The organism is Nostoc sp. C96 (assembly GCF_059384975.1).
On sequence record NZ_CM182020.1, the window covers coordinates 2,978,595 to 3,003,383 of the forward strand.

General features: G+C 38.3%; 12 protein-coding genes and 1 pseudogene. 3 read left to right on the plus strand and 10 right to left on the minus strand.

Features of this window, described 5'->3' with window-relative positions:
- Positions 1-4: 4 nt before the first annotated feature.
- The 3 genes from AC504W_RS12760 to AC504W_RS12770 all read right to left on the minus strand — a co-directional run bounded on the left by AC504W_RS12760 (position 5) and on the right by AC504W_RS12770 (position 12,519).
- The gene (locus tag AC504W_RS12760; protein ID WP_494878070.1) at positions 5-7,795 is read right to left on the minus strand and encodes an amino acid adenylation domain-containing protein; all 7,791 of its coding nucleotides are present in this window, start codon (positions 7,793-7,795) and stop codon (positions 5-7) included.
- A gap of 209 nt (positions 7,796-8,004) precedes the next feature.
- Positions 8,005-9,039, minus strand: a complete 1,035-nt coding sequence (locus AC504W_RS12765) for a TauD/TfdA family dioxygenase (protein WP_494878072.1) — start codon at positions 9,037-9,039, stop codon at positions 8,005-8,007.
- 18 nt (positions 9,040-9,057) lie between these two features.
- Entirely contained in the window at positions 9,058-12,519 is a 3,462-nt protein-coding gene (locus AC504W_RS12770) for a condensation domain-containing protein (RefSeq protein WP_494878073.1), read from the minus strand.
- A gap of 624 nt (positions 12,520-13,143) precedes the next feature.
- Here AC504W_RS12770 and AC504W_RS12775 point away from each other — a divergent pair.
- From AC504W_RS12775 to AC504W_RS12785, 3 genes are read left to right on the plus strand one after another with little or no spacing between them, the layout of a single operon-like run.
- Positions 13,144-15,801 (plus strand): TonB-dependent siderophore receptor, encoded by a 2,658-nt coding sequence (locus tag AC504W_RS12775; protein ID WP_494878075.1) that lies wholly within the window; start codon positions 13,144-13,146, stop codon positions 15,799-15,801.
- Positions 15,782-16,960 carry a PepSY-associated TM helix domain-containing protein gene (locus AC504W_RS12780; RefSeq protein WP_494878077.1) on the plus strand — a complete coding sequence of 393 codons (1,179 nt, stop codon included), beginning with the start codon at positions 15,782-15,784 and terminating at the stop codon, positions 16,958-16,960. The genes AC504W_RS12775 and AC504W_RS12780 overlap by 20 nt, the downstream gene beginning before the upstream one ends.
- Positions 16,961-17,002: 42 nt before the next feature.
- Entirely contained in the window at positions 17,003-18,298 is a 1,296-nt protein-coding gene (locus AC504W_RS12785; protein ID WP_494878078.1) for an MFS transporter, read from the plus strand.
- Positions 18,299-18,330: 32 nt separating this feature from the next.
- On the opposite strand, the gene AC504W_RS12790 is transcribed toward AC504W_RS12785, so the two are convergent.
- From AC504W_RS12790 to AC504W_RS12820, 7 genes and pseudogenes are all read right to left on the minus strand, one after another.
- Positions 18,331-20,511, minus strand: coding sequence for a GUN4 domain-containing protein (locus AC504W_RS12790; RefSeq protein WP_494878080.1), 2,181 nt, complete (start codon positions 20,509-20,511; stop codon positions 18,331-18,333).
- Positions 20,512-20,552: 41 nt separating this feature from the next.
- Entirely contained in the window at positions 20,553-21,278 is a 726-nt protein-coding gene (locus tag AC504W_RS12795) for an NAD(P)/FAD-dependent oxidoreductase (protein WP_494878082.1), read from the minus strand.
- 126 nt (positions 21,279-21,404) lie between these two features.
- Positions 21,405-21,782 (minus strand): transposase family protein, encoded by a 378-nt coding sequence (locus tag AC504W_RS12800; protein WP_494878083.1) that lies wholly within the window; start codon positions 21,780-21,782, stop codon positions 21,405-21,407.
- Positions 21,783-21,966: 184 nt separating this feature from the next.
- The gene (locus AC504W_RS12805; RefSeq protein ID WP_494879638.1) at positions 21,967-22,860 is read right to left on the minus strand and encodes a transposase; all 894 of its coding nucleotides are present in this window, start codon (positions 22,858-22,860) and stop codon (positions 21,967-21,969) included.
- 65 nt (positions 22,861-22,925) lie between these two features.
- A pseudogene (locus tag AC504W_RS12810) lies at positions 22,926-23,096 on the minus strand (Photosystem Q(B) protein 1); the annotation flags it as partial.
- A gap of 324 nt (positions 23,097-23,420) precedes the next feature.
- A complete protein-coding gene (locus tag AC504W_RS12815; protein ID WP_494878087.1) occupies positions 23,421-23,765 on the minus strand; it encodes an ArsR/SmtB family transcription factor in 345 nt (114 codons plus the stop codon).
- A 263-nt stretch (positions 23,766-24,028) separates the two neighbouring features.
- Entirely contained in the window at positions 24,029-24,577 is a 549-nt protein-coding gene (locus AC504W_RS12820; RefSeq protein WP_494878089.1) for a hypothetical protein, read from the minus strand.
- Positions 24,578-24,789: the final 212 nt, after the last annotated feature.

A 24,789-nucleotide genomic window follows, 5' to 3' on the forward strand; every position in this document is an offset into this window, starting at 1 on the left:
GTGCTTACTTAGACCTACGTTTAATGTTTATTAAATTTTGTTGGAGAGTCTCTTGATACTCTTGCTCTTGCACAACACGCTGTTGTTTGTTTGCTTCAATAAGCATAGTCTTTAGCTCCAGCAATTTAATATCAGGCTGTGACACAATGCGACTCATAAGTATTTCCATATTTTGCAATATTTGAGATGCTGTCGTTGCTTTAAATAAATCTGTGCTGTATTTTAAATCAGCAACTAATCCTTGCTCTGTATCTGTGAGAATTAAAAGTAAGTCAAACTCAGCAATTTCTTTATCAATATCTAATAGATTGAGTCTTAACCCTGGCAATTCTAAAACTGGCATAGGTGCATTTTGGAGAATACATTTCACTTGAAACAAAGGTGAACGGCTAAAATCGCGTTCTGGATTTAATACTTCTACTAATTTGTCGAAAGGTAAATCTTGATGTGTGTAAGCTGATAAAGTGCGATCGCGCACTATATCCAACAATTCCCGAAAACTGGGATTTCCTGTCATATCAGTCCGCAATACTAATTGATTGACAAAAAATCCAATTAATCCTTCTATTTCCGTTTGGTTGCGGTTGGCAACATCAGTTCCAACGACAATATCATTCTGATTTGTGTAGCAATGTAGTAGAGATTGGAATCCAGCTAACACAGTCATAAACAGCGTTACTTCATTCTCGCTACTCAATTGTTTGATAGTTTTAGACAGGTGTTGATTGAATATCAGGGTTTGTTTTGCACCTCGAAAGGTGCGCTGCGATGGACGAGGAAAATCCGTAGGTAATTCTAAAATTGGTAGGTTTTGTAATTGCTGCTGCCAATAATCAAGTTGGGTTTGTAATACTTCACCCTGGAACCACTCTCTTTGCCAGATAGCGAAGTCTGCATACTGAATCTGTAATTCTGGTAATGAAGAGGTTTCCCCTGTGCAAAAGGCGGTATAGATAGTGGCTAACTCTTTGATCAATACACCCATTGACCACCCATCCGCAACAATATGATGAATGGTTAGTAAGGCAATATGTTCATTTTCATCTAGGTGTAAAAGAGTACACCGCAGCAAAGGCAATTGAGTTAAATCAAAGGTGCGGTGTGATTCAATAATTGCTAGTCTTTCCACCTCAGCAGCACGTTCTGCTACTGGTACATGACATAAGTCTATAACAGGTAACTGCACATTTAAAGTAGGTGCGATCGCCTGATATACTTGTCCATCTACTAGCGAAAAAGTAGTCCGCAATACTTCATGACGAGCAATAATTTCATTCAGGCTTTGTTCTAAGGCTGTGATGTTTAAATCACCAGACAGCTTTACCGCAGCAGAAATATTGTATGTGCTATTACCTGGATATAATTGTTCTAATAACCATAATCTAGTTTGGGCAAAAGACAAAGGTAAATTTGCTTCTCTCTCTCTCCGTGGAATAACAACAGTATTCAGTCCTAATTTTGCTGTTGTTTGTTGAATCGTTGTGGCGAGTTCAGCCACCGTTGGCGATGCAAATAAAGCACGTAGAGGTAAATCTATTCCTAATATTTTTCGTAAGCGAGAAATGACTTGAGTCGCTAATAATGAATGTCCGCCCAACTCAAAAAAATTGTCGTTAATGCCTACTTGTGCAATACCCAGAACTTGCTGCCAAATTTCGGCGATCGCGGCTTCAATTGTATTGCGTGGTGCCACAAAAACTGCTGCTAGATTAGTTCTAGTATTTTCCGCAGCAGGTAAGGCTCTGCGGTCTATTTTACCATTAGGTGTGAGGGGTAATTTTGCCAAAGTTACAAAAGCAGCAGGCAGCATATAATTAGGTAATTTCTCTGCTAAGAACTGGCGAAGTTCTGTTATTACCAATGTCTGATCTGGCTGAGGAACTACATAAGCAATTAATCGCTGATTACCTGGTTCATCTTCTCGAACTATAACTACACTAGCTTGCACATCTGGATGTTGGTTTAAAGCTGCTTCAATTTCGCCTAATTCAATGCGGAAGCCACGCAATTTAACTTGATTGTCAATTCGTCCTAAAAATTCAATTGTGCCGTTTGCTCGATAACGCACCAAGTCTCCAGTTTTGTATAACCTAGCAGCAGAATCTAGGTTAAACGGATTGGATATAAACTTTTGGGCTGTCAGTTCTGGTTGATGTAAATAACCACGAGCTAAACCTGCTCCACCAATATGTAATTCCCCAGTTACACCAATAGGTACTAATTGATTGTATGCGTCTAAGATATAAAATTGGGTGTTAGCGATTGGATGTGCGATCGCCACACTATCTTTTACTAGAAATGCAGCAGACCAAATTGTAGTTTCTGTAGGGCCATACAAGTTCCAGACTTCTTTACCTCGTTGTTGTAATTGTTGGGCGAGGGTGTAATCAAGAGCCTCACCACCACACAAAATTTTTAATTGCTTGTTTCCACGCCATCCAGCAGCCAGCAACATCCGCCAAGTGGCTGGAGTAGCTTGCATCACTGTTGCACCAGTAACCGTTAATTGTTCTGATAATTGAATTCCATCAGAGGCTATTTGACGACTAATAATAACTGTTTGAGCGCCAATAATTAAGGGTAGAAATATTTCTAAAGCGGCAATATCAAAAGATAAAGTGGTGACAGATAGTAAGATATCTTGGGGCGTTAATCCAGGCTTTTGCCGCATTGCAGTTAAGAAATTGACAACAGCACTATGAGCAATTTGTACACCTTTTGGTTTCCCAGTCGAACCGGAAGTGTAAATTATATACGCTAAGTTTTCGGGAGTAAGTTCGTGAGTTAGATTGCTAGTCTTTTGTTGAGTAATTTTCTCCCATTCCTCATCTAAACAAACTACCTGAGCTTGGTGAGGTGGTAAATTTTCTAATAACGACTTTTGAGTAATTAACACTGATAGTTGGGCATCTACTAACATATAGCCTAAGCGTTCTTGGGGATAGGCTGGGTCTAAAGGTATGTATGCGCCGCCAGCTTTGAGTATCCCCAACAACCCAACAATCATTTCTAAAGAACGTTCTAAACAAATCCCTACTAATACTTCTGCATTTACTCCCAAGTTTCGTAAATAATGTGCTAATTGATTGGCTCTTTGATTAAGTTCCTGATATGTTAACTGATCATTCTCAAATACTACTGCTACCGCATCAGGGGTTTGTTCTACCTGTGCTTCAAATAGTTGATGAATACAAACAGATGAATAATCAGTTTGAGTCTTATTTTGTGTGACTAACAATTGTTGGATTTCTGGTGGTGTGAGGATAGGTAAACTCACTAAATCCTGTTCAGGATTACTTACCAGCCCATCTAATAATGTCTGAAAATTACCCTGTATTCTAATGATAGTTTCAGCATTAAATAAATCACTATTATATTCAAATACTCCCATCAAACCTTGATGAGTTTCTGTTAAAAATAGAGTTAAATCAAATCTAGATGTCTCTGTATCTACTTCCTCTATGTTAATACTTAAACCAGGCAGTTTCAGTTCAGTCATTGGGGCATTCTGAAGGGCAAACATTACCTGAAACAGTGGTGTACGGCTCAAATTGCGGTTTGGTTGTAATTCTTCTACCAACTGTTCAAAAGGCAAATCTTGATGAGAGTATGCGCCTAAAGTAACTTCTCTCACTCGTTTGAGTAAGTCCCGAAAACTCAGATTACCTGCTAAGTTAGTCCGCAATACTATGGTATTGACAAAACAGCCAATTAGCGCTTCTATTTCCTTGCGGTTGCGGTTAGCAATAGGTGAACCAACGAGAATATCTTCTTGTCCAGTGTATCGATAAAGTAATGTCTGAAATGCTGCTAAAAGAGTCATAAATAATGTGACTCCTTCTTGCTGGCTCAAAGTTTTTAGTGCAGCAGTTAAGGTAGGGGAAATCGTGAAAAATTGTTTTCTTCCAGCAAAAGTTTGAATAGCAGACCTTGGTCTATCGGTTGGCAGTTCTAATATTGGTAACCTACCACTTAATTGCTGTTTCCAGTAGTTCATTTGTTGCTGAAAAATTTCGCCCTGCAACCATTGACGCTGCCAAATAGCAAAATCTCCATACTGAATAGGTAATTCTGGAAGTTGAGAAGATTTGTTGTTACAAAATGATTCGTAAAGTGCGGCAAGTTCGCGGACAATTACACCTGCTGACCAACCATCAGCAATAATATGATGAATAGTAAATATTAATACATATTCTTGGTCAGCTAATTGTATAAGTAAGGTTTTCAATAGTGGGGCTGTAGTTAAATCAAAGCTGGTTTGTGCTTCTTGTTTAAGCAGTTTTTTAACTTCTATTTCTCTCGATTCACTAGATAAATGTTGAAGGTTGATTATGGTAATTTTTATACTGCAATCATCATTAATTACCTGAACTGGTTGTTCATCTACACAAGTAAAACTGGTTCGCAGTACTTCATGACGACTGAGAATTTCGTTCAAACTTTGTTCTAAGGCTGTGATATTCAGCGCCCCTTGCAATTTTAAGGCGCGAGACAGGTTATAAGTACTACTTCCTGGGTCTAATTGTGCCAAAAACCACAACCTGATTTGGGCAAAAGTAAGTGGGAATACACCGTCTCGCACAACTGGTTGAATAGGTGGTAATTGTAGTTGTCTTCCGGCTTTTCGGGCTATCTCGATATGTTCTGCCAGTGTAGTGACTGTGGGATATTCAAACAAACTCCGCAGGGGTAAATCTATTTGAAAGGCTGTGCGTAATTGAGAAACAACTTGAGTAGCTAATAGGGAATGGCCACCTAACTCAAAGAAGTTTTCATCAATATTTACTTGTTTAATACTCAAAATTTGCGCCCAAATTCCGGCTATCACTTCTTCTACGGGAGTAAGAGGCGTTTTTTGTGCGTTTGTTTGCAGTTGTATTTGTTCTAGTGTTGGTAATGCTTGACGGTTAATTTTCCCATTAGGTGTTAAGGGTAATGCTTCCAACATCACAAAGTGAGCAGGCAGCATATAATCAGGTAATCTTTCTTTTAAAAAGCTGCGACAATTACTAAAGTTAGAATTCTGGAGATTCTCATCGTTAGATACTAAATAAGCAACTAATCTTTTTTCTCCAGCATCTTCCCTAGCAATAACTACCGCTTCTCGCACCGATGGATGTTGACACAGCACAGCTTCTATTTCTGCTAGTTCGATACGAAAGCCACGAATTTTTACTTGGTGGTCGCTACGACCAATAAATTCAACTGTCCCATCTAGTAAATAACGGCCTAAGTCTCCGGTTTTGTATAGCCTTGTTCCTGGTTCTGTACTGAAGGGGTTGGGAATAAATCTGTCGGCTGTCAAATCTGGGCGATGCAGATAACCTTGACCAATACCTAAGCCAGCAATATATAATTCACCAGCGACACCTATTGGTAGAGGTTGTAGGTATTGATCCAAAATATAGATTTGGGTGTTGGCAATGGGGCGACCAAGAGGGACGATTTTTATTGGTTCGTTTTGTACGATCGCACAAAGCTGCCATTCGCCCATCGCAATGGGATTGACTGCAACTATACCACAGGTTTCTGTTTGACCAAACATATTGATCAGACGTGCATGGTGTTGGAACCCAAACCGCCATTGAGTGCAAATATCAGATAACAAAGGTTCACTAGCTGAGACAATTAAGCGTAAGTTGTTGTTTAAAAGCTTTGTTCTGACTTCTGGTTGTAAACTACTCAAAAGATGATTGCAGTTCCGCCAATAAGAAGGAACAATATCAATAATTGACACCTGCTGCTGTTGAATTTCTGCAAATAGTGTCAAGGGGTCTTTCCGCTGTTCGGAAGTTGCAATTACTATAGTTGCTCCCTTAGTGAGAGGAACCATCAACTGTCTGACAGAGGATGAGAACGCAATTGATGCTGTGTGTAAATATTTATCTTCTGCTACAATACCCAGTGCAGTTTGCATCGCCTGTACATAGTGGCACAAATTAGTATGGGTAACTCTAACTCCCTTGGGTGTACCTGTTGATCCGGAGGTGTAAATTATATAGGCTAAGTTAGCCGCAACGGTTGTCTGTTGTAAATTTGCTCTTGATTGCTGGGCGATTAAATTGCTTTCTGCATCTAAGCAAACAACTGTTGCTGAATGTGCTGGTAATTCTTTAATCAAGCACTCTTTAGTTAATAAGACCTTTAGTTGCGAGTTCTGTAACATATACGCCAAGCGTTCTTGGGGATATGTGGGGTCTAATGGTATGTATGCACCACCAGCTTTGAGAATACCCAAAATACCCAAGACAAAATCTAAAGAACGTTCGACGCACAACCCTACTAATATCTCTGCACCCACACCCAATTTTTGCAAATGATGAGCAATTTGATTAGCACGATGATTTACTTCCTCGTAAGTAAGCTGTTGTTCAGCAAAAACTAGAGCAACTTTATCAGGAGTTCTGGCTACTTGTGCTTCAAATAAGTGATGAATGCACTCATTGACAGGATAAGCTAGTTGAGTATTGTTAAGCTCTGATAGTATTTGTATTTCGCTGTTGCTGAGAATTTTTAACTGACTTATCGCTACTGCTGGGTGAGAAATTGCACTGTTGATTAATGTTTGTAACTGTTCTGCTAAACGTTGAATATCTGCTGCTGCAAAATAGTTACTATTATATGCAATTTCTAAATCAATAAAATTATCTTGCCGAACACAAGCTAGTTTAAGTTTGTAGTTATCAATGCAAGCTGCTAAATGTCCAATAGTAAATGATATATGTCCAAAGTTATACTTTTCTATAATTTCGTCATACTCAAAAATAATTGGCAATAAAATTTGGTTATTTGGCGCTACATCTTTTAATGTATTGATGCTGAAATATTCTTGATAGTTATAATTTTCGCTCAGAGTTTGACTAAGTTCATTTAAAAGCTGCGCTAAAGTTAAATCTTCTTTTAATTCGCACTTTACTGGCAGATATTTTGATAATAAACCTAAACTATATTCTAGTTCTTGATATTTCCGCCCATTGGTACCTACTCCCATAACTATATTATCTTGTCCTGTAAGCCGCCACAGCAAGATATTCCAACAAGCTAAGAAGAAATTAGCTAATGCAGATTGATACTGTGTTTCTAGTTGCGCTACCAGAGAAGTATCTAGTCTGAAAGTATGAGTTTGGGGCTGAAATCCTAATTCTGAAACATTCTCTTTTTCTAGAGGCAATTGCAAGGCTTGTATAGCAGAAAAATCTTGCTTATTCCAGTATTCTCTACCTACTTCTGTTTCTGCTGCTGACAATAATTCATTCTGCCACATTGCTAAGTCAGCATACTGTATTATTTCTGCTTGGCTATCATATTTATCAGCATAAATATAGCTAATTTCTCTGATTAAATTTTTCAGAGTTTCCCTATCTGCTGATAATGCAGGTAAGCTGAGAAATAGAAAATGTTTATATACAGCTAAAGTTACTAATGCTAAATGTAAATTATTCTCTACTTCTAAAATACATTTTTGTTGATTAAATTGCTGAAATAATAGGTGAAGTTTTTCTTGCTGTACTTCACTTGTATATTTAGTCAAATCATAGTTGTTCTGCCAATTTAGTCTAGGTTCAGTAATTACTTGTACAGGAATTATCATCCCAGGCAGACATTTATAATTAGTACGCAGAATTTCATGCCTATTTACAACTGTTTCTAGTGCATTTTTGAGTAATTGAATATCAAGATTTCCAGTAATGGAGACAGCAGCTTTCACCTGATATGTCTGGCTATCAGTTTGTTGTAGTTGCCATAAATGCTTTTGTTGGGGTGAAAGTTGAAAACCCTGAATTTCTTGAAACATGGTTAATCTAGTTAGATAATTTGAAAGAAATTCTTGATTAATAGTCCTCTTACATAAATATTTTTTTACGCAGAGGAGGCAGTAACTTGCTTCTCCGACGCTATGCGTAGCTTGCTTAAGCCGCTCGACGCATTGGCTCCCTGTTGTAGCGACTGCCGTCGCGCAGAGACGGGGAGAATAAAGAAAGCAATATCTTATGTGTTTAGTAGTTAATCATCTGTACTATATGCTTCTGCCATACCGACAACTACTTTCCTCTTACCGAAAAATGGTTGTCTTCCGTGGGCGGTAAGCATATTGTCCAACATCAAAATATCTCCAGTCAACCAAGGAAAAACTACTGTTTCTTGTTGGTAAGCAGTACGAATTTCATGTAATACTTCTGGTTCAATTGGTGAACCATCTCCGTAATAAGTATTATGTGGTATATCTTCTTCCTTAAATTCTGCTAATAACGACTCACGGATGTTCGTTTCTAAGCTAGAGATATGGAAAAATAAGGCATGGTTAAACCAAACATACTCACCTGTGATTGGATGTTTAGCGATCGCAGGACGAATAGAGTAGGTTCTCAGTTTATTTTCTGCTTTCCATTCAAATTTTATATGATTTTGGTAACAAAATTCCGCGACTTTTTCTGGTTGATTTGTTTGAAACACAGTTTGCCAAGGTAAGCCAAATCCATCGCCAAAATTGCGGAGGTACATTACTTGTTTCTTGGCGAACTTTTCGAGAACTGTAGGAGAAATTTTTTGATAGACTTTGCGAATATCAGCAATTGGTGTTTCTCCTCCTTGTTGGGCTGGGGTCACACAATAAAAGAAGATTTTTAAAGGCCAGTTAGCCGCATAAGAATTTTCGCTATGCAGCAGAATTTTTTGGTTAGCTGGATGGTCTGTAGATGTGTAAATTTTACCTTGAATTGCACTGCGAGGTGAGGAGCGATCGCGGTATTCTAATAACTCTCCTGCAACTACTCGAATAAACTGCTGAAATTCCGTTACTTCTGTTACTTGAAAGTTACGAAATAAAATACCCCCATACTGGAGTAAAGATTTTTTAATCAATTCTTGATTATTAGCCGCCCAAGCAACTAAATTAACTCCTTCTACAGTTGCTTGGATAAGTAACGGTAGATAATTTTCCGCTATCAATGGTGTGATTTTCACTACATCTGTGATAGCTTGACGTTTAGCAATGCCTAAACTTTTTAGACTAGGTTTTACAGAATTAGAAATCATCATAAATTTGCCGAAAGTTTTTTATCCTTGACTAATTGCAGTTCGTTTACTCAACTTCAGTTTTTGCAGACTGATAGTTTCTAATTGTTTTTGCTCAAACTTGGCAACACTAGCAGCTAAATCTTGCAAAGAGATATTTGGCTGATTAACTACGGTTCGCAACAATAGTTCAAAATGATTAGCCAGACGACTAATAGTTGCAGGATTAAATAAGTCTGTTTGGTATTCAATTGAACCTTGAAATCCAACTGTGCTTTCCCAAATGCTCAGTTTCAAATCAAATTTTGATGTACCACTATCTACTTCTTGCGGTTTCCAAGTTAATTCTGGAAGTTCAATTGATGGTATCCCTGTATTTTGAAAAATAAACATTACCTGAAATAAAGGGTTATAGCTGAGGTTGCGTTTTGGTTGTAACTCTTCTACCAGCTTTTCAAAAGGTACGTCTTGATGGCTATAGCCTTCTATAGCGACTTTTTTGACGCGGCCTAATAACTCTCGAAAAGTAGGATTCCCACTCAAATTAGTACGCAAAACTAAAGTATTGATAAAAAAGCCAATTAATCCTTGTGTTTTGCTATGGTTACGCCCAGCCACAGGAGAACCCACAACAATATCTTCTTGATGGGATAAGGAATATAACAGTGTTTGAAAAGTCGCTAAAAATGTCATAAAGACTGTTACGCCTTCTTGCTGACTCAGGTCTTTGACTGCTGCACTTAAATGTTGAGGTAATGTTAGTGTGTGCTTTTTGCCCATAAAGCTCTGGACAGCAGGTCTTGGTCTATCTGTCGGTAGTTGTAATAAAGTTGGGCTGTTATTAAGTTGTTGCAGCCAATAATTTAGTTGGGTTTTTAGCACCTCTTGTTGCAGCCATTGTCTTTGCCAGTAAGCAAAATCAGCGTATTGAATAGGTAGTTCAGACAGAGGAAAAGCTTTGCCCTCTATAAAAGCTTGATAGACTGTTGCTAGTTCTTGGATGAGAACGCCCACTGACCAACCATCAGAAATAATATGATGTGTGGTTAACAGGAGCAAATGTTGATTGGCTGATAGACACAAAAGTTTTGCCCTTAGCAGTGGTGCTTGGGATAAGTCAAAAGGTTTTTGGGCTTCCTCCTGGATGAGAATTTCTATAGATTTCCAGATAGTGCAGTCTTCAACAGCTAATTGCACATTCACATGAGGATGAATGATTTGCACAGGTTGTCCAGCTACAGATGTAAAGCTGGTGCGTAAGCTTTCGTGACGCTGGACAATTGCATTGAGACTTTGCTGGAGAACTGTAATGTTGAGTATGCCATTGAGTTGGATGGCGATCGCTACATTATAAAATGGATTCCCTGGTTCTAATTGCTCTAAAAACCACAAGCGTTCTTGCGCCAAACACAAAGGTAGTTGTCCTTCCCGCGAAATTGGCTTTAATTCCCACTGTTTTGGGATAATATCTTTCGCCTCAGCTACAATTTGCTGTGCTAGATACTCAATACTGGCATCTTGCAAAAGCTCATTGATAGATACACTCACCCCAAAATCTACTTCAATCGCATTTTTGAGGTCAAAAGCTATCAAGGAATCTATACCCAAAGTTGTTAGGGGTTGTTGAAGTGGTAATTTATGAACTGGGATTTTTAAGGCTTTGGCTATCAATTCTTGCAAGTATGCAGTTAGAGATTTATCATTTTTTATCAGGCTGGTTATGTCTAAATCTTCACTACTATCTAAAATACTCTGATTGACTACTTGCAACTTATCTGCAAAAAACTCTGCTTGACAACTACGGCGTTGAATCTTACCACTAGAAGTCTTAGGGATAGTGCCAGCTTTAATTAAAACAACTGCATAAACTTGTATCTCATGTTCTTGGGCTACAGCCTGACGAATTGCCCTTGTAACTTCTTCTAAATTAGGTTTGGCGCGAAACTCTAACTCTTGCACCACTACTAACCGTTCTTCATTATCTACTTCAATTGTAAATGCCGCATTACTACCACTACGTAAAGATAGATGACTCCGTTCTGCGGTCAGTTCTATATCTTGTGGATAAAGGTTACGCCCTCTGATGATAATTAAATCTTTAGCTCTACCAGTAATAAAAAGCTCACCATTATGTAAAAAGCCCAAGTCTCCAGTCCGCAAAAATGGCCCTTCTTTTGTATCTTGCAAATAAGCGTGGAAAGTTTCCTTTGTTTCTTCTGGACGATTCCAGTAACCATGACCAATGCTAGGCCCAGACACCCAAATTTCTCCCACTTCATCAGGATCACAACTGGTTAATGTTTCTGGGTTAGCAATCACAATCTGCTGTTGAGGTACAACTCGACCACAGCTAACTAATGTTGTGCAGCTATCTGTATGAGTAACTGCATCTATGACATGATTGCTTTCTAAATCGCTTTTTTGCAGAGATAAACTCCGCACTAACGCAGATTTGACGCTGCCAGATACCATCAAAGTGGCTTCTGCCATACCATAACAAGGATAAAAAGCTTCTGGACAAAATCCACATTCAGCAAAGATGGCGGCGAACTTTTCTAGAGTCTCGTGGCGAATGGGTTCAGCACCATTAAATGCCACATTCCAACTACTTAAATCTAGGGTGGCGCGTTGTTCTGGGGTAATTTTTTCAATGCACAGTTCATAGGCAAAGTTGGGAGCGCCGCTGGTAGTACCTCGATAATGAGAAATCGCCTGTAACCAACGGTAAGGCCTCTGGAGAAAAGCCGCTGGTGGCATCATAATACAAGGAAAACCACTATACAAAGGTTGCAATACGCCACCAATTAATCCCATATCATGATAAACAGGCAACCAAGTAATAAACTTACTTCTAGAGGTATGTTCCATATACTGGCGTGTGACTTCTGCATTGTGGAGCAAGTTGCCATGACTGAGCATGACACCTTTGGGTGTACCAGTGGAACCGGAAGTATATTGCAGAAATGCCAGAGTATCTATATTAATTTTCGGCTCTTGCCAAGCTTGTTCTATATCTGGTGCGAGGTTGTCGGTAGTGAACCAGTGAATATTATCTATAGCAAATTTATCAGCCAGTAAAGACTGCAACTGCGCCAGAATTGCTGTTGTTGTGAGGATGACTTTTGGTTGAGCATCTTTGATAATTGCTAAAATTCTTGGGGTGTTGCGTTGGTTGCGTGGCGGATATGCCGGGACTGCGACAACTCCTGCATACAAACACCCAAAGAAGGCTGGTAAATAATCTATTCCCGGTGGGTAAAGCAATAAGGCACGCTCACCACTTAAACCTAATGTTTGCAGTTGCAAAGCGATCGCGCAACTTTGCCGATCTAATTCTTGGTAAGTCAGCGTTGCTATCTGCGTCTCGCCATCTTGCAGAAAGGTGAAAGCCTGTATATTTGCTTGTTGACTACTTCTGTGCCGTAGCACTTCAACTAATGTTGAACATTTGATAATTGAGACTTCTTGGCAATTCTCAGGCAGATCTGTTGTACTTTCTGGCATGGGGATGCAACCTTATTAAATGCGGAATCTGATATCGCAGATGCAGATAAATTGTGGGCAAAATCCTAGCTATATCATTGATTTATCCTAATCATAAGCACCCTTTATATGAATGCTGATTTACTTATTAGCTGAGGTTATTGAAAGTCTTTCTCAATTTCCTCAATTACTTTAATACCTTTTTCGTAAATTATCAATATCTACTTCACAAATAATTCTCAATAAAGTAAGATAAGGCTTATCGCGGCTTCTCAGTTGTCATACATGCTGAGAAATCAGCACTAGCTGTAATTTTCAGCGTTAACACCGGATCACCACTTTCAGTAGTGTGTGACCGCAAAAACTATTGTTTACTTCCGGGAAAACCTTGAAGAAAGAAGTTTTGTTGCTTATATTCGGTCATTCGGCGATCGCCATTTTTAATCAAGTTTTTGTGTTTAATCTTACAAAAAATGTGTAAATTCCTATTTAAGTAGAGAAGATTTCGCAATAAAGTCAGAAAAACTTTATGAAGATAATTATCAATAAGCTGTAAAACAAAATTAATGATAATAATTTTCGTCTGACTTCTCTCCTATTTTCCAAACTACTGCTGTTAATTCTCAATTAGGTGTGAAGCTAGAAATGAAGCTACGTCAAATTCTGCAAATTTCGTTATTGACCAGTTCTATTTGTGTATTGGGTGGGAATCCGACTCTGGGAGAACAAGTAAAAGACACACAACACACAAGTGCTTCTTTATTAGCACAGTCTTCTACACCAGATTCTGCCAAACCAACAGAAATTATAGAAGTGACAGCAGTCAAGGTGAATTCTACAGATAAAGGTGTAGAGATCATTTTAGAAACAACCAAAGGGGATCAACTGCAAGTATTGAATAGTCAGTCAGGCAATAGCTATATTGCTGACATTCCCAATGCTCAACTACGTTTACCCAACAACAATACATTCCGGCAAGAAAAGCCAGTTGCAGGTATCACAGAAGTTAGCGTTACTAATAAAGATGCCAATAGTATCCAAGTCAGAGTGACAGGAGAAGTTAGCTTACCAACGGTAGAGTTGTTTGATGGGGATGAAGGGTTAATTTTGAGTTTTGTACCAGTTGTAGCCTCTACACCACAACCAGAACAGCCTATTAGTGAAACACCGCCGCAACCAGAACAACCTACTAGTGAAACACCGCCGCAAGAGCAACCTTCTGCCACATCGCCACAACCAGAACAACCTACTAGTGCAACACCATCGGAAGAACCAACATCTGAAACTGACGAACCGATTGAATTGGTAGTGACAGGAGAGCAAGATTCAGGATATAAGGTTCCTGATGCTAGTACTGCGACAAAAACCGATACACCTCTCATTGAGATTCCCCAAGCTATTCAGGTAATTCCTCGTCAAGTAATTGAGGATCAAAAAGTTCAAAGAATTGCTGATGTGCTGCGTAACGTCAGTGGTGTGACAGTCAAAACAGATTACGCTGGGACGGATACTTATACCATTCGGGGATTTGATACCAATGCCAACCTGAGAAATGGTTTTAGACAAGATAGTTTCACCGGATTTACTGACACGGCAACGATAGACAGGGTAGAGGTTCTGAAAGGCCCGGCCTCGGTGCTGTATGGTCAACTAGAGCCTGGGGGTATTGTTAATTACATTACTAAACAGCCACTTGAACAACCTTATTACTCAGCAACATTTTCTGCGGGTAGCTATAGTTACTATCGACCAGAGATAGATATTTCTGGGCCACTAAATCAAGAGAACAATATTTTTTATCGCTTGATTGCTGCCTATGAGAACTCTGGTGGATTTCGAGATTTCGCTTATAAAGAGCTTTATACTTTTGCGCCTAGCTTAAGGGTCAAGTTAAGCGATCGCACAAATGTCGATTTGCAATATGAATATGTTAACCTCAACCAATCCTACGACCGAGGTTTACCGCCGATCAGTAGATCCTTTGATTTGCCAATTAGTTTTAACTTTGGTGAACCAAGCGATCGCTATGAACTCTTTGCCAATCGAATAAATTTTGCTCTAGACCATCGCTTTACTGACAATTGGCGATTCCGCAGTGCGGTTTCTGTACAAATCGTTGACACAGCACGTTCCAACTTTCAGCCAGTGGATTTTGAAAATCCCTTTGCTGAAGATGGTCGGACGGTTGCTCGTAGGTATAACCAAGTAGGTGATTACTCTAGAGAATATTCTTGGCAAAATGACTTAACCGGCAAATTTAAAACTGGCCCCATTGGACACGAAGTACTGTTGGGGTTTGAATTGGGTAGAAGTGTTTTTGGTTATCCATTTCGGATTTCTTATAACGTACCGACACTAGACATTGAAAATCCGATATATGGTGCAGCTATTCCCACAACCTTTGACGAAGGATTTGAGGATGAAAGTAATTCATATCGAGTAGGTGTTTACTTCCAAGATCAAGTGGCATTACTACCAAATCTTAAAGTGTTGCTGGGTGGAAGATTTGATTTTGTTAATTTTAGAGACGAATTTAACCCTGACATTATCAATGGCGCGGAGACTGAAATTACAAGACGTTATTACGAGAGATTTTCCCCACGAGTTGGTTTAGTTTATCAACCAATCCCCAATCTATCTCTTTACGGTAGTTACTCTCGTGCATTTAGACCAAATGAATTTGCTGTAAGTGAGGGCGGAGTACCACTAGAACCTGAAAGCAGCACACAATATGAAGTGGGGGTTAAAGGTGAGTTTTTAGATGGTAAACTAACGGCGACATTCTCGGCTTATGAGATTACTAAGAATAACGTAGCGACCAGTGATTTGAATAATCTGGGATCGCCATTTTCTATTGCTGCTGGAGAAGTCAAGAGTCGAGGTCTAGAACTAGATATAACAGGAGAGATTTTACCTGGATGGAATGTGATTGCTTCTTATTCTCACAACGATGCCTATGTGACGCAAGATAATGACTTACCAGTTGGTGACAGATTAGTTAACGCACCGAGAAATAGTGCTAGTTTATGGACAACTTACGAGATTCAAACAGGCAATTTACGAGGGTTAGGCTTTGGTGGGGGAGTCTTTTTTGTTGGCGATAGAGAAGCTACTTTACCCAATACCATTACAATTCCTTCCTTTGTCAGAACAGATGCAGCAATTTTTTATAAGCGAGACAATTATCAAATTGGTCTGAACTTCAAGAATCTATTTGATATTCGTTATTACGATTCTGCTGGCTTTTTGCTGTCTCCTGGCGCACCATTTACCGTTGTAGGTAGTGTTTCAGTCAAGCTCTAATGTTGAGATTCATTCAGAAGTATCTATTATGCGATCGCGTAAATTTCGGGATACAGTCTTTATTCTCCATCGCTATGTTGGTTTAGCTGTAGGGCTATTAATAGCTTTTGTCAGTTTTACAGGTAGTTTGTTAGTATTCAAGCCGGAGATGGGACAGTTTCTCATAACCCAACAAGTTGGTTCTATCGTTCCTCAGCCACAAATGGTTTCCATTGATGCTGTCTTAGAAACAGCCAAGTCTGTCAGTGCTAATCGTCCCGATCTCAAATTAGACAGCATTAGATTACCTCCTACTTCTGATTTACCTTTTGAAGTAGGTTTGTTTGATGCAGCTAATCAACTAACTCGCATATTCATTCATCCTTATACTGGTGCAGTTATGGCTTGGAATGAATCAGATTCCAGCTTTGAAAGAATTATCCTCAAACTTCACTACAGTCTTTTATTAGGTAGAAATGGTGAAATTATCATTGGGATGAGTGGGATATTATTATTCATTTTGTGCATCACAGGATTAATCTTATGGCCTGGTTGGCGCAAGTTGATTACTGGATTCAAAATTAAGTGGGATGGTCATATCAAACGAGTAAATTTTGATATTCACAAAGTAGCGGGAGTGGTTACAGCTATTTTTCTGGCTTTTACTGCTGTTACAGGGTTCTTTTGGAACTTTTCTGATTTTTCATATCCTCTTATTTACGCAGTTACTTTCACTTCCGAACTACCAGAAGTTACTTCTCAACCCGTTACTAATCAAGCTCCTTTAAAACTATCTCAACTACTGCAAATTTCTCACACCGTTTTTCCTGAAGCCAAGACATTTTCTATTAGTATTCCCAGCCAACCAGAAGATGCAGTTTACATCCGCAAACGGCAAAATCATGAAATGTTTTACGGTGGAAGTGGAGTGTATTTAGATCAGTACAGTGGTACAGTATTGCGCGAAGTTAATAGTCTAAAATTACCACTGGCAGATAGTATATTTTCTGCATTTGAATATTTACATTATGGAACATTTTGGGGCTTAAGCAGTCGGGTTCTTTACCTTTTTGTTGGTCTGAGTCCTACCATTCTTTTAATTACTGGTTTTGTTATGTATCAGTATCGTCATCGTAAAAGTAAACAAAAAGATGTTATGGCTAAACCACACTTAAACTAATTTTAAGTTAACAGGCAATGAGTGAGATTAGCCTATAACGGTATGCAAAAATTTGTTATCCTCTGGCTTGGTCAGATGGTTTCTTTGATTGGTAGTAGTATGACTGCCTTTGCTTTGGCTATATGGGTTTGGGAAATTACACATCAAGCTACAGCTTTAGCTTTGTTTCAATTTTTCGCACAAATCCCACAAGTTTTGATTACACCAATCGCTGGTTTGGTGGTAGATAAGGTGAATCGTAAGTTATTAATGATAGTAGGAGATGCTGCTGGCGGGATAGTAACTGTTATAGTTTTATTGCTTTATTTAACCAATAACCTGCAATTGTGGCACTTATATTTAGCCTTTGCTGTTAAATGTACTTTTGAGCAATTTCAAGAACTGGCTTACTCTACATCAATATCGACAATGGTAGCCAAACATGAATATAGCAAGGCTAGTAGTTTGGGCTTTTTAGCAGGTCATGGCGCAATTATTGTTGCTCCGGCTCTAGCTGGTGTTCTGTATGGAATAATTGGACTTTTGGGAATTTTAATTATTGATATCACTTCTTTCTTTTTTGCGATCGCTACTGTCATACGCATACATATTCCCCAATCTACAACTACAAAATTAAGTAGGTGCGATCGCACTAATTTCTTACATGATATTAATTTTGGCTTTAAATATATCATTTCCCGCCCTAGCCTGCTAATTCTATTAACATTGACTGCAACATTTTGGTTTATTCATGATATTGGTGAAGCTGTTTATAAACCAATGATTTTAGAACTTTCTGGAGATGATACAAAACTATTAGGTACTTTATTTTTAGTATCTGGAATTGGGGGCATTTTAGGAGTTTTACTAATTAATATATGGGGGAAAAAGCAGCCTCGTATTTATGGAGTACTGCTGGGGATGATAGGCGCTGGCTTCAGCAAAATTATTCTTGGTTTGGGTCGCATACCTTTGATTTGGATTCCAGCACAATTATGCTCATCCTTCAATTTTCCCTTGCTGGGAAGTTCTAATGATGCTATCTGGTTAACTAAGGTTGACCCTAAAATTCAGGGGCGTGTTTTTGCAAGTCAATCAATGATTCTGCTACTAGTTTCCGCGGGGGCTAACTTAATTGCAGGAACACTAGCAGATCATGTTTTTGAGCCTGCTATGATGCCGGGAGGTAACTTAGAACCCTTATTTCACAATCTGGTGGGTACAGGAAAAGGTTCTGGTATGGTACTCATGTATGTTCTATCTTCAATCGGCTTACTGTTAGTAGGTTTAATCGGTTATAAATTACGTAAACTAAGAGAAATAGAGGTAATTTTACCTGATTATGATCATGTCAGTTAAATATCTTCAGATTATATAGCGCTCCTAAACGTTCAGATTTTGGTAGTTTGACAAGCTTCTAGTCGTGAGAATAGCTTAACGGATAATTGCCACCAATTGGCTGTAGCGATCGCACTATGCCATTCCCAAACGCCTAAGAGTTTGACTCGCCAAACTGACTCAAAAAAGCCAAAAAACGGTAAATATCCCATCGGTGCATCTTCAGACCAAGTTAGGTTCTCATAACTTATCCAAGCATCTTTTAACCGCCAGCCGACACGGTTGGCAAAATCAATGCAAGTTTCTGCTGCTACAACTTTATTACTACCAAGCATCAAAGATAATACTGGGTCAGATGCTTGACTAGCAATGCTTTGACAGATGCGATATTGGACACTAAAGCCGAAGCGTCCGTGACTGTATTTTACCCACAGGCGATCAATAGTAAGTACATCAACACAAGGTAAGTTTGCTAAACTCGGCAAATCAAGATGGCGCTGCTGTTCTCTCCCAGCTATTTTTAACATCAGATTGGTAGTTTCTGCATCTGCCTCTAACCATCTTCCAGCTTGCAATAAATCTCGCAATTGAGAGTAATCTATCCCTAAAGATGAACTTAAATTTTCTATATCTTCAGTTGGTTGAGCAAAACTTTCATTAACCAACGAATTTTTTTCTGGGAAAACTTCAATAATGCCTTGGGAACCTGATAACCAAAAGTATAAGTTAACTTCTGTAGATGCTAAATTTATTTGTAATTGTGTAATCAAACTAGCAGCAGTTAGACCCGAATATTCACTAGATTTACTGAATATTTCTAACAAAGTAGACGCAAATTTTTCACTGCTATCAGGTGGCGCAGTACAGGCAATTAAACATTGTCCTACATCTGTTCCTATTTGTAATTCTTCTACCCAATCACGGATATTACTTTCTGCACAAGGACAATCTAAAATAATAATTTGTTGTGACTTAGACAAACGTAATTGTTTTCTTAACCAAGAACGATTGATGATGGTATTATCAGCCAGCACTAATACTGACTCACCCTTAGCTGTTTCTTGAATTTGTCCGTGTAGATATAAAAATATAGTTGCTGTTTCTTTGATGTGATATTCTTTGGGTGATTCAGAAAAAGATTCTGTGAGTAAGCACTTTTGAATAGCTTTGCGGACATCTAAATTTGTCCTATTACCGCGCCCAGTCCAATAATTAATTTCAAAGTTGCCAGAGTTACTGAGTGTTTTAATTAAAGCCGAGGCAATTTTAATTTGAGAAACTCCATCTACTATTAAACCTTGTCGAGGATGACGTGCTATTCCTTTATGATTTGGTTTTAGTCCTAAAATTACTTCACCTACACCTTCAACAATTCGTTTGGGTGTTTGCAAAGTATATTCTGAATGAATTTGATTATCTCCTCTACCTTTTTTCAGTTGATTAATTACACGCAATTGTTGATTGGCTTTATCTATATATGCTAAAGTTTGATGATAAACATAACGATATAATCCATCTGCTTCAATGATTCCTTGAGAATCTGCGGCTTCTCCTCGTAATCCGCGAATTAAATAGTAGGTGAAAACTCCGTGACCTAATTGGGGAAATTCCCAAGATTGCTGACCGCGATCGCAAGACAATAAAGCATAAAATCCCTTTCTTTGTGCTGCCCTTTGTCGCAAAATTTCTACTAATTCTTGTGTCGAATTTAGTAAAGCATTTTTGTCTCCCTTTGACCCGACAAAAGTTAAGTCACCACTATGACAAGCATCTAACCAAACTAATTGCTGTTGTGCGGCACAATTTTCTAATATCTGCAATAATTCTTGTAATTGCAACCCAGTTTTAACTAAATTATCTTGTTGAGTATCTTGCAGACATAAAACCACCTTTTGGCTAGATGGTTCTAACATCCCGTGACCCGAAAAATAAACGAGAACTGTATCTATTGCTTTAGTCGCAGCAGCAATTTCTTGCAGACTTTTGCGGACATTTTCTACTAACGGTAGATGCTCACTATAATCACAATAAATTCGTAATTCTTTCTGCGGAAATCCCTCAGTTGCTGCACTTAAAGCTGCACCTAAACCCTGACAATCTTGTGCAGAATAACTTAAGGAAGGTATACGCTCATCCTGATATTGATTGACTCCTACTAGTAGCAGCCAAAGCTTGGCTGCACCAGTTTCGAGGTTACGTGTAGAGTTACTAGTCCGAACACCAACTGGACACATCTATGAGATATTCCTCAACAAGAAGGCTAAGTGCATTGTATCTAGAGAAACCTATCATTGACAGGTAATGTGTTTGGCTTTGGCGATCGCTTACTATGGGCAATATCTTCTACACTCAACCTGGGCGAATCTGAAAGCGGTTCCACTAAAGATAAACCCAAAATTCGCAAACCCCAACGCTCAAACCAAGGTACAGACATCCCCAAACGCATTTTAGTTAAGAAAAATGTCTCAAAAGCTAGTTTGAGCCAACTTACCCAACGACCCCGTTTCGCTACAGCAATCCGGCGTTTTCCCGTTACAGAATCTGGTAATACTGGTGCAGCAATAAAAATTATCCCTCTATCACCAAAATCTGCCATACAAATTGCTTCCAGGGTTGGTGTTACTGAGGAGGCTTGAATCACTCCTAATTCCCTAGCAATATTATGCGCTACAGCCATTCCCATTGCTTCCGTCATTTGTCCAGTTTTCGGTACACCAATTGGCACAGGTGTCTTTTCTGCCGGAGTTAATTGCACCACTACACCTAAGCTATAAATTGAGGGAAACTTTGGATGTTGGTATGTTAGTAAAATAGGCACCAAACCTTTATCATCAGTTAACCCTGGTGCTGACCTTAAAAATGGTGCGCCCTGAAAAGGTGGAATCAGCATTGAGTATTGAAAAGGCAAAATTCGACCATCTGCTAAGGTAATCTTTTGCGGACTAATCTCGGTAAGCGCTGCATTAGACTTGTCCGGAAACTCCAAAGCCAGACTGTTCAAAGCTTTGGGGCAAAACTTTGATATTTGCGTAAAAACGTAGTAATCAGACTTTGAGATAGTTACTGTTAGTTTAGGAGCATAAACATTAACTCCTTTTTTTGAGAATTTCTAGACTATTTTTAATAGCTAATTTGGCAGAATTAAGCTACCAATTCTTAGCCTCACTAACCCACAGACTGTTAAAATAATCTGCTCATACGTCTCAAGTTTTAAGCGAAATCTTTGTGAGGCAATCCGGAATATTTTAAGTAGTCGAATTAAATGCTCGATAAATATCCGATTACTAGACAAAGCTTTATTTTCAGCTTTTTGTTGTTCGGTTAATTGTTGCTTCGGTTTCTTTTTATGAGGAGTAGTAATGTTTTCGCCACCTTGAAAAGCCTTGTCGCCTCCAAAAGGTTGAGACTTATCAAAATTTTTTTGAGAGTCGCGGAACAAATTTATATCTGCTGTTGGGCCAGGAACGCCTACTTCAACCTCAACAATATCTTTTCCTTCTGGCATCCCAATCATTAGACTTTTTAATAGACTTGTCCGCAAACTCCAAAGGCAGACGGTTCAAAGCTTTGAGACAAAACTTTGATATTTGCGTCAAAACGCAGTTACAAGGGTTTGAGATAGTTAGTGATAGTTTAGAGGCATAAAAATCAACTCCTAATTTCTAAAAATTTATGATTATTGCTAGTAACTAAGTTGGCAGAACTAAGCTACCGATTCTTAACCTAACTAATCCGCAAACTGTTAAAATAATTTGCTCATAAGTATCGAGCTTTAATCGAAACCTTTGTGAGGCTATGCGAAATATTTTAAGTAATCGAATCAAATGCTCAATAAATATCCGATTACTAGACAAAGCCTTATTTTCATCTTTTTGCTGTTGATTTAATTCTCGCTGCGGTTTCCTTTTATGAGGAGTAATGATGTTTTCACCACCTTGAAAAGCCTTATCGCCTGAAAAAGGTTGAGACTTATCAAATTTATTTTGAGAGCCTCGAAACAAATTTATATCTGCTGTTGGGTCAGGGACTCCTACTTCTACTTCCACAATATCTTTCCCTTCTGGCATCCCAAACATTAGACTTTTCAATGTATGTTGTCTCTTCTTACCAGAAAAATATTTTTGTTGTTCTTTTTGGTCAGAGTCCCTATATATTGGCTGTTCTAGGCTATCGACTAATAGCCTAAAATTGGTTAATACTTCCTGAACAAAGAGTAAGTCGTTTTCATCATTTGAGACTTGTTTTAATAAACTAGCAGGTAAAATATCTCGTAAGATTGGTATCCAATAATGAAAAGTATCGTTGGCTTCTGTCTTAGATACGCCAAATAACATTCCTAACACTTGAAATGTTGGCATCTGTCTGAGATAAAATAGGCATAAACATACTTGTTCTTCGGTTGACAATTTTTCGGGACGACCACCACCAGCCACATTAATTCTAATTTTTTGGCTTTGGAGTTTTGTTTTAATTTCTTGGTGACGTTTTATCGCACAATTCAATAGCGATTGTAACTGTTCATAACTAATTCCTAAAATTTGTTTTGTCCGGTGTGGATACTTTTGGATATAATCAAAAACCATAACTAATATTGAAAAATGGTAGACGCTCAATTTAACGTTTTACCATTTTTCTTTTCCTAAGTTAATATTCCGGACAAGTCTAATGCAAGGATAAAGACGATCGCAGCAGTTAAAGCAGTCGGAATCAGGCTGACTCCAAACCAACCGACATACATTCGATTTTCTGTACTGGTGATCCAGTTAGAGAATTTTCCCCATAAACTAGTGCTACTGCGCTGATTTATAAGCGTTGTCATTGTTCTATGAATGTGAATGGAATGGTGTAAAATTAACAAGGTGTTCTTGTTATTATTCAACTATATAACTTATTGGTTATATAGTCAATAAAAATATTAAACTTCATACTTGACGTTATAGCAGTAGCCAAGTTGCTTAGGACATCTGTAAATAATGAAACTTAGACAGCAAAAGGCTTTTAACTTTGTCATCTGTCACCTGCCTCCTGCTATAGTTACCAAACTGTGCTGCCTCAATGTAGAAGACATCCGCCAGTGTTATAGAGTTCAGGATTGAACTCCATAACACTGGCGGATGTGGCATTTGACTTTTGGTATTCGATTTCAACGGCTACGTAATGCTTCTAGTTGTTTTAACTGCTCTGATTGCTGCTCTAGACGAATTGAGAGGCGATCGCACACCAATTCGCAGATTTCAAAAATCAAAGGATCGACAATTTCATAATAAATACTTACCCCTTGTGGTCGACGCTGAACAATTCCCGCTTGTGCCAAAATTTTTAAATGCTTGGACACATTCGCCTGTCCCAGTCCGGTGGCTTCAATAATTTCTGAGACATTTTTGCTACCTGATTTTAAACTGCACAAAACCTGGAGTCTGCTAGTTTCTGAAAGCACCTTAAAATAATCAGCAATTGGCCCAAGGGCAGCAGGTGAATTTTCTAACATAATGATTACTGACTATACTAGTTTAATTATATTACTATATAGTAGTAATAATGGACTCCAAATAGAAAAAGTTGAGCGATCACACTTCAAGAAGAACGCCAATGCCAAAGCTTACTGAAAATGCAAACCTTGTAGAATTCTTAATAAAAGCTATGCGATCGCATAGTTGAACTATCCAAAGAGAAAGACATCTGCAAAGCGAAAGTGAGTATTTTGTTGTCAGATGAGGCGATCACTAAAGCTTACATCATATATAACCTGATTTACCTATTATTTTCATCATCACCCTTATTGCCTTGTCCTTCTTGGGAAGTCTGAGTTATGTGATTCTTTGGTGACTGTTGAGGACTCCGTGCAATTCCTAAAACAAACCCACCAATAGCACTGAAAAAAGCAAGAACTCCTTCATTTAGTGCACCTGTAAGTGCCAGAAAAAGTGTAGAGAAAATTAATGTACCAACAGTAAACATTTGAAGCGTATTACTATCTTTTGAAAAAAATACTTGAAACAGTTCCTCTAAGGTTTTGTCAGGATCATCTTTGTTAAGTGTTGGGATTACTTTTCCAAAAGTAACAATAAAAAAAATAAGTGTGACAGCAATAGCAAGAACTATAAATCCCAGTAACACATACAGATACAAATTATTATTACAAGTATTTGGATTCGCTATTGACGCATTTTGAGCTTGTACAGAATCTTTAAATAACGAAACAAAGACAGTAAAAACTGTAGTAAATAACAACAATGTAATCCATAAAGCTTTCCGAGAAAGGCTTATAAAACTTTTATTAATCTGCTGTTGTTTCTTCATCTCTTTCTCCTAATATTAAAGTCTATTGGTGTTTTAGAGAAAAATACTTTAAGTAAATAATCCAACTGGTTTAATTTTCTGAATTGTATGAAAATCTTGCTCAATAAGTGTTCCAAAATGTGAATCTTATCGCTCTTCCATCACTCTCTACAAAGTAGATTCTGAACCCATTGCAGTGAAAGGTTTTACGCAAGAACAAATATTTCATGCTT

Coding starts and splice junctions, on each gene's coding strand:
- AC504W_RS12760 (WP_494878070.1), bottom strand. CDS start 7,795: ATGTTTCAAGAAATTCAGGGTTTTCAACTTTCACCCCAACAAAAGCAT.
- AC504W_RS12765 (WP_494878072.1), bottom strand. CDS start 9,039: ATGATGATTTCTAATTCTGTAAAACCTAGTCTAAAAAGTTTAGGCATT.
- AC504W_RS12770 (WP_494878073.1), bottom strand. CDS start 12,519: ATGCCAGAAAGTACAACAGATCTGCCTGAGAATTGCCAAGAAGTCTCA.
- AC504W_RS12775 (WP_494878075.1), top strand. CDS start 13,144: ATGAAGCTACGTCAAATTCTGCAAATTTCGTTATTGACCAGTTCTATT.
- AC504W_RS12785 (WP_494878078.1), top strand. CDS start 17,003: ATGCAAAAATTTGTTATCCTCTGGCTTGGTCAGATGGTTTCTTTGATT.
- AC504W_RS12790 (WP_494878080.1), bottom strand. CDS start 20,511: ATGTGTCCAGTTGGTGTTCGGACTAGTAACTCTACACGTAACCTCGAA.
- AC504W_RS12800 (WP_494878083.1), bottom strand. CDS start 21,782: ATGCCAGAAGGAAAAGATATTGTTGAGGTTGAAGTAGGCGTTCCTGGC.
- AC504W_RS12805 (WP_494879638.1), bottom strand. CDS start 22,860: ATGGTTTTTGATTATATCCAAAAGTATCCACACCGGACAAAACAAATT.
- AC504W_RS12815 (WP_494878087.1), bottom strand. CDS start 23,765: ATGTTAGAAAATTCACCTGCTGCCCTTGGGCCAATTGCTGATTATTTT.
- AC504W_RS12820 (WP_494878089.1), bottom strand. CDS start 24,577: ATGAAGAAACAACAGCAGATTAATAAAAGTTTTATAAGCCTTTCTCGG.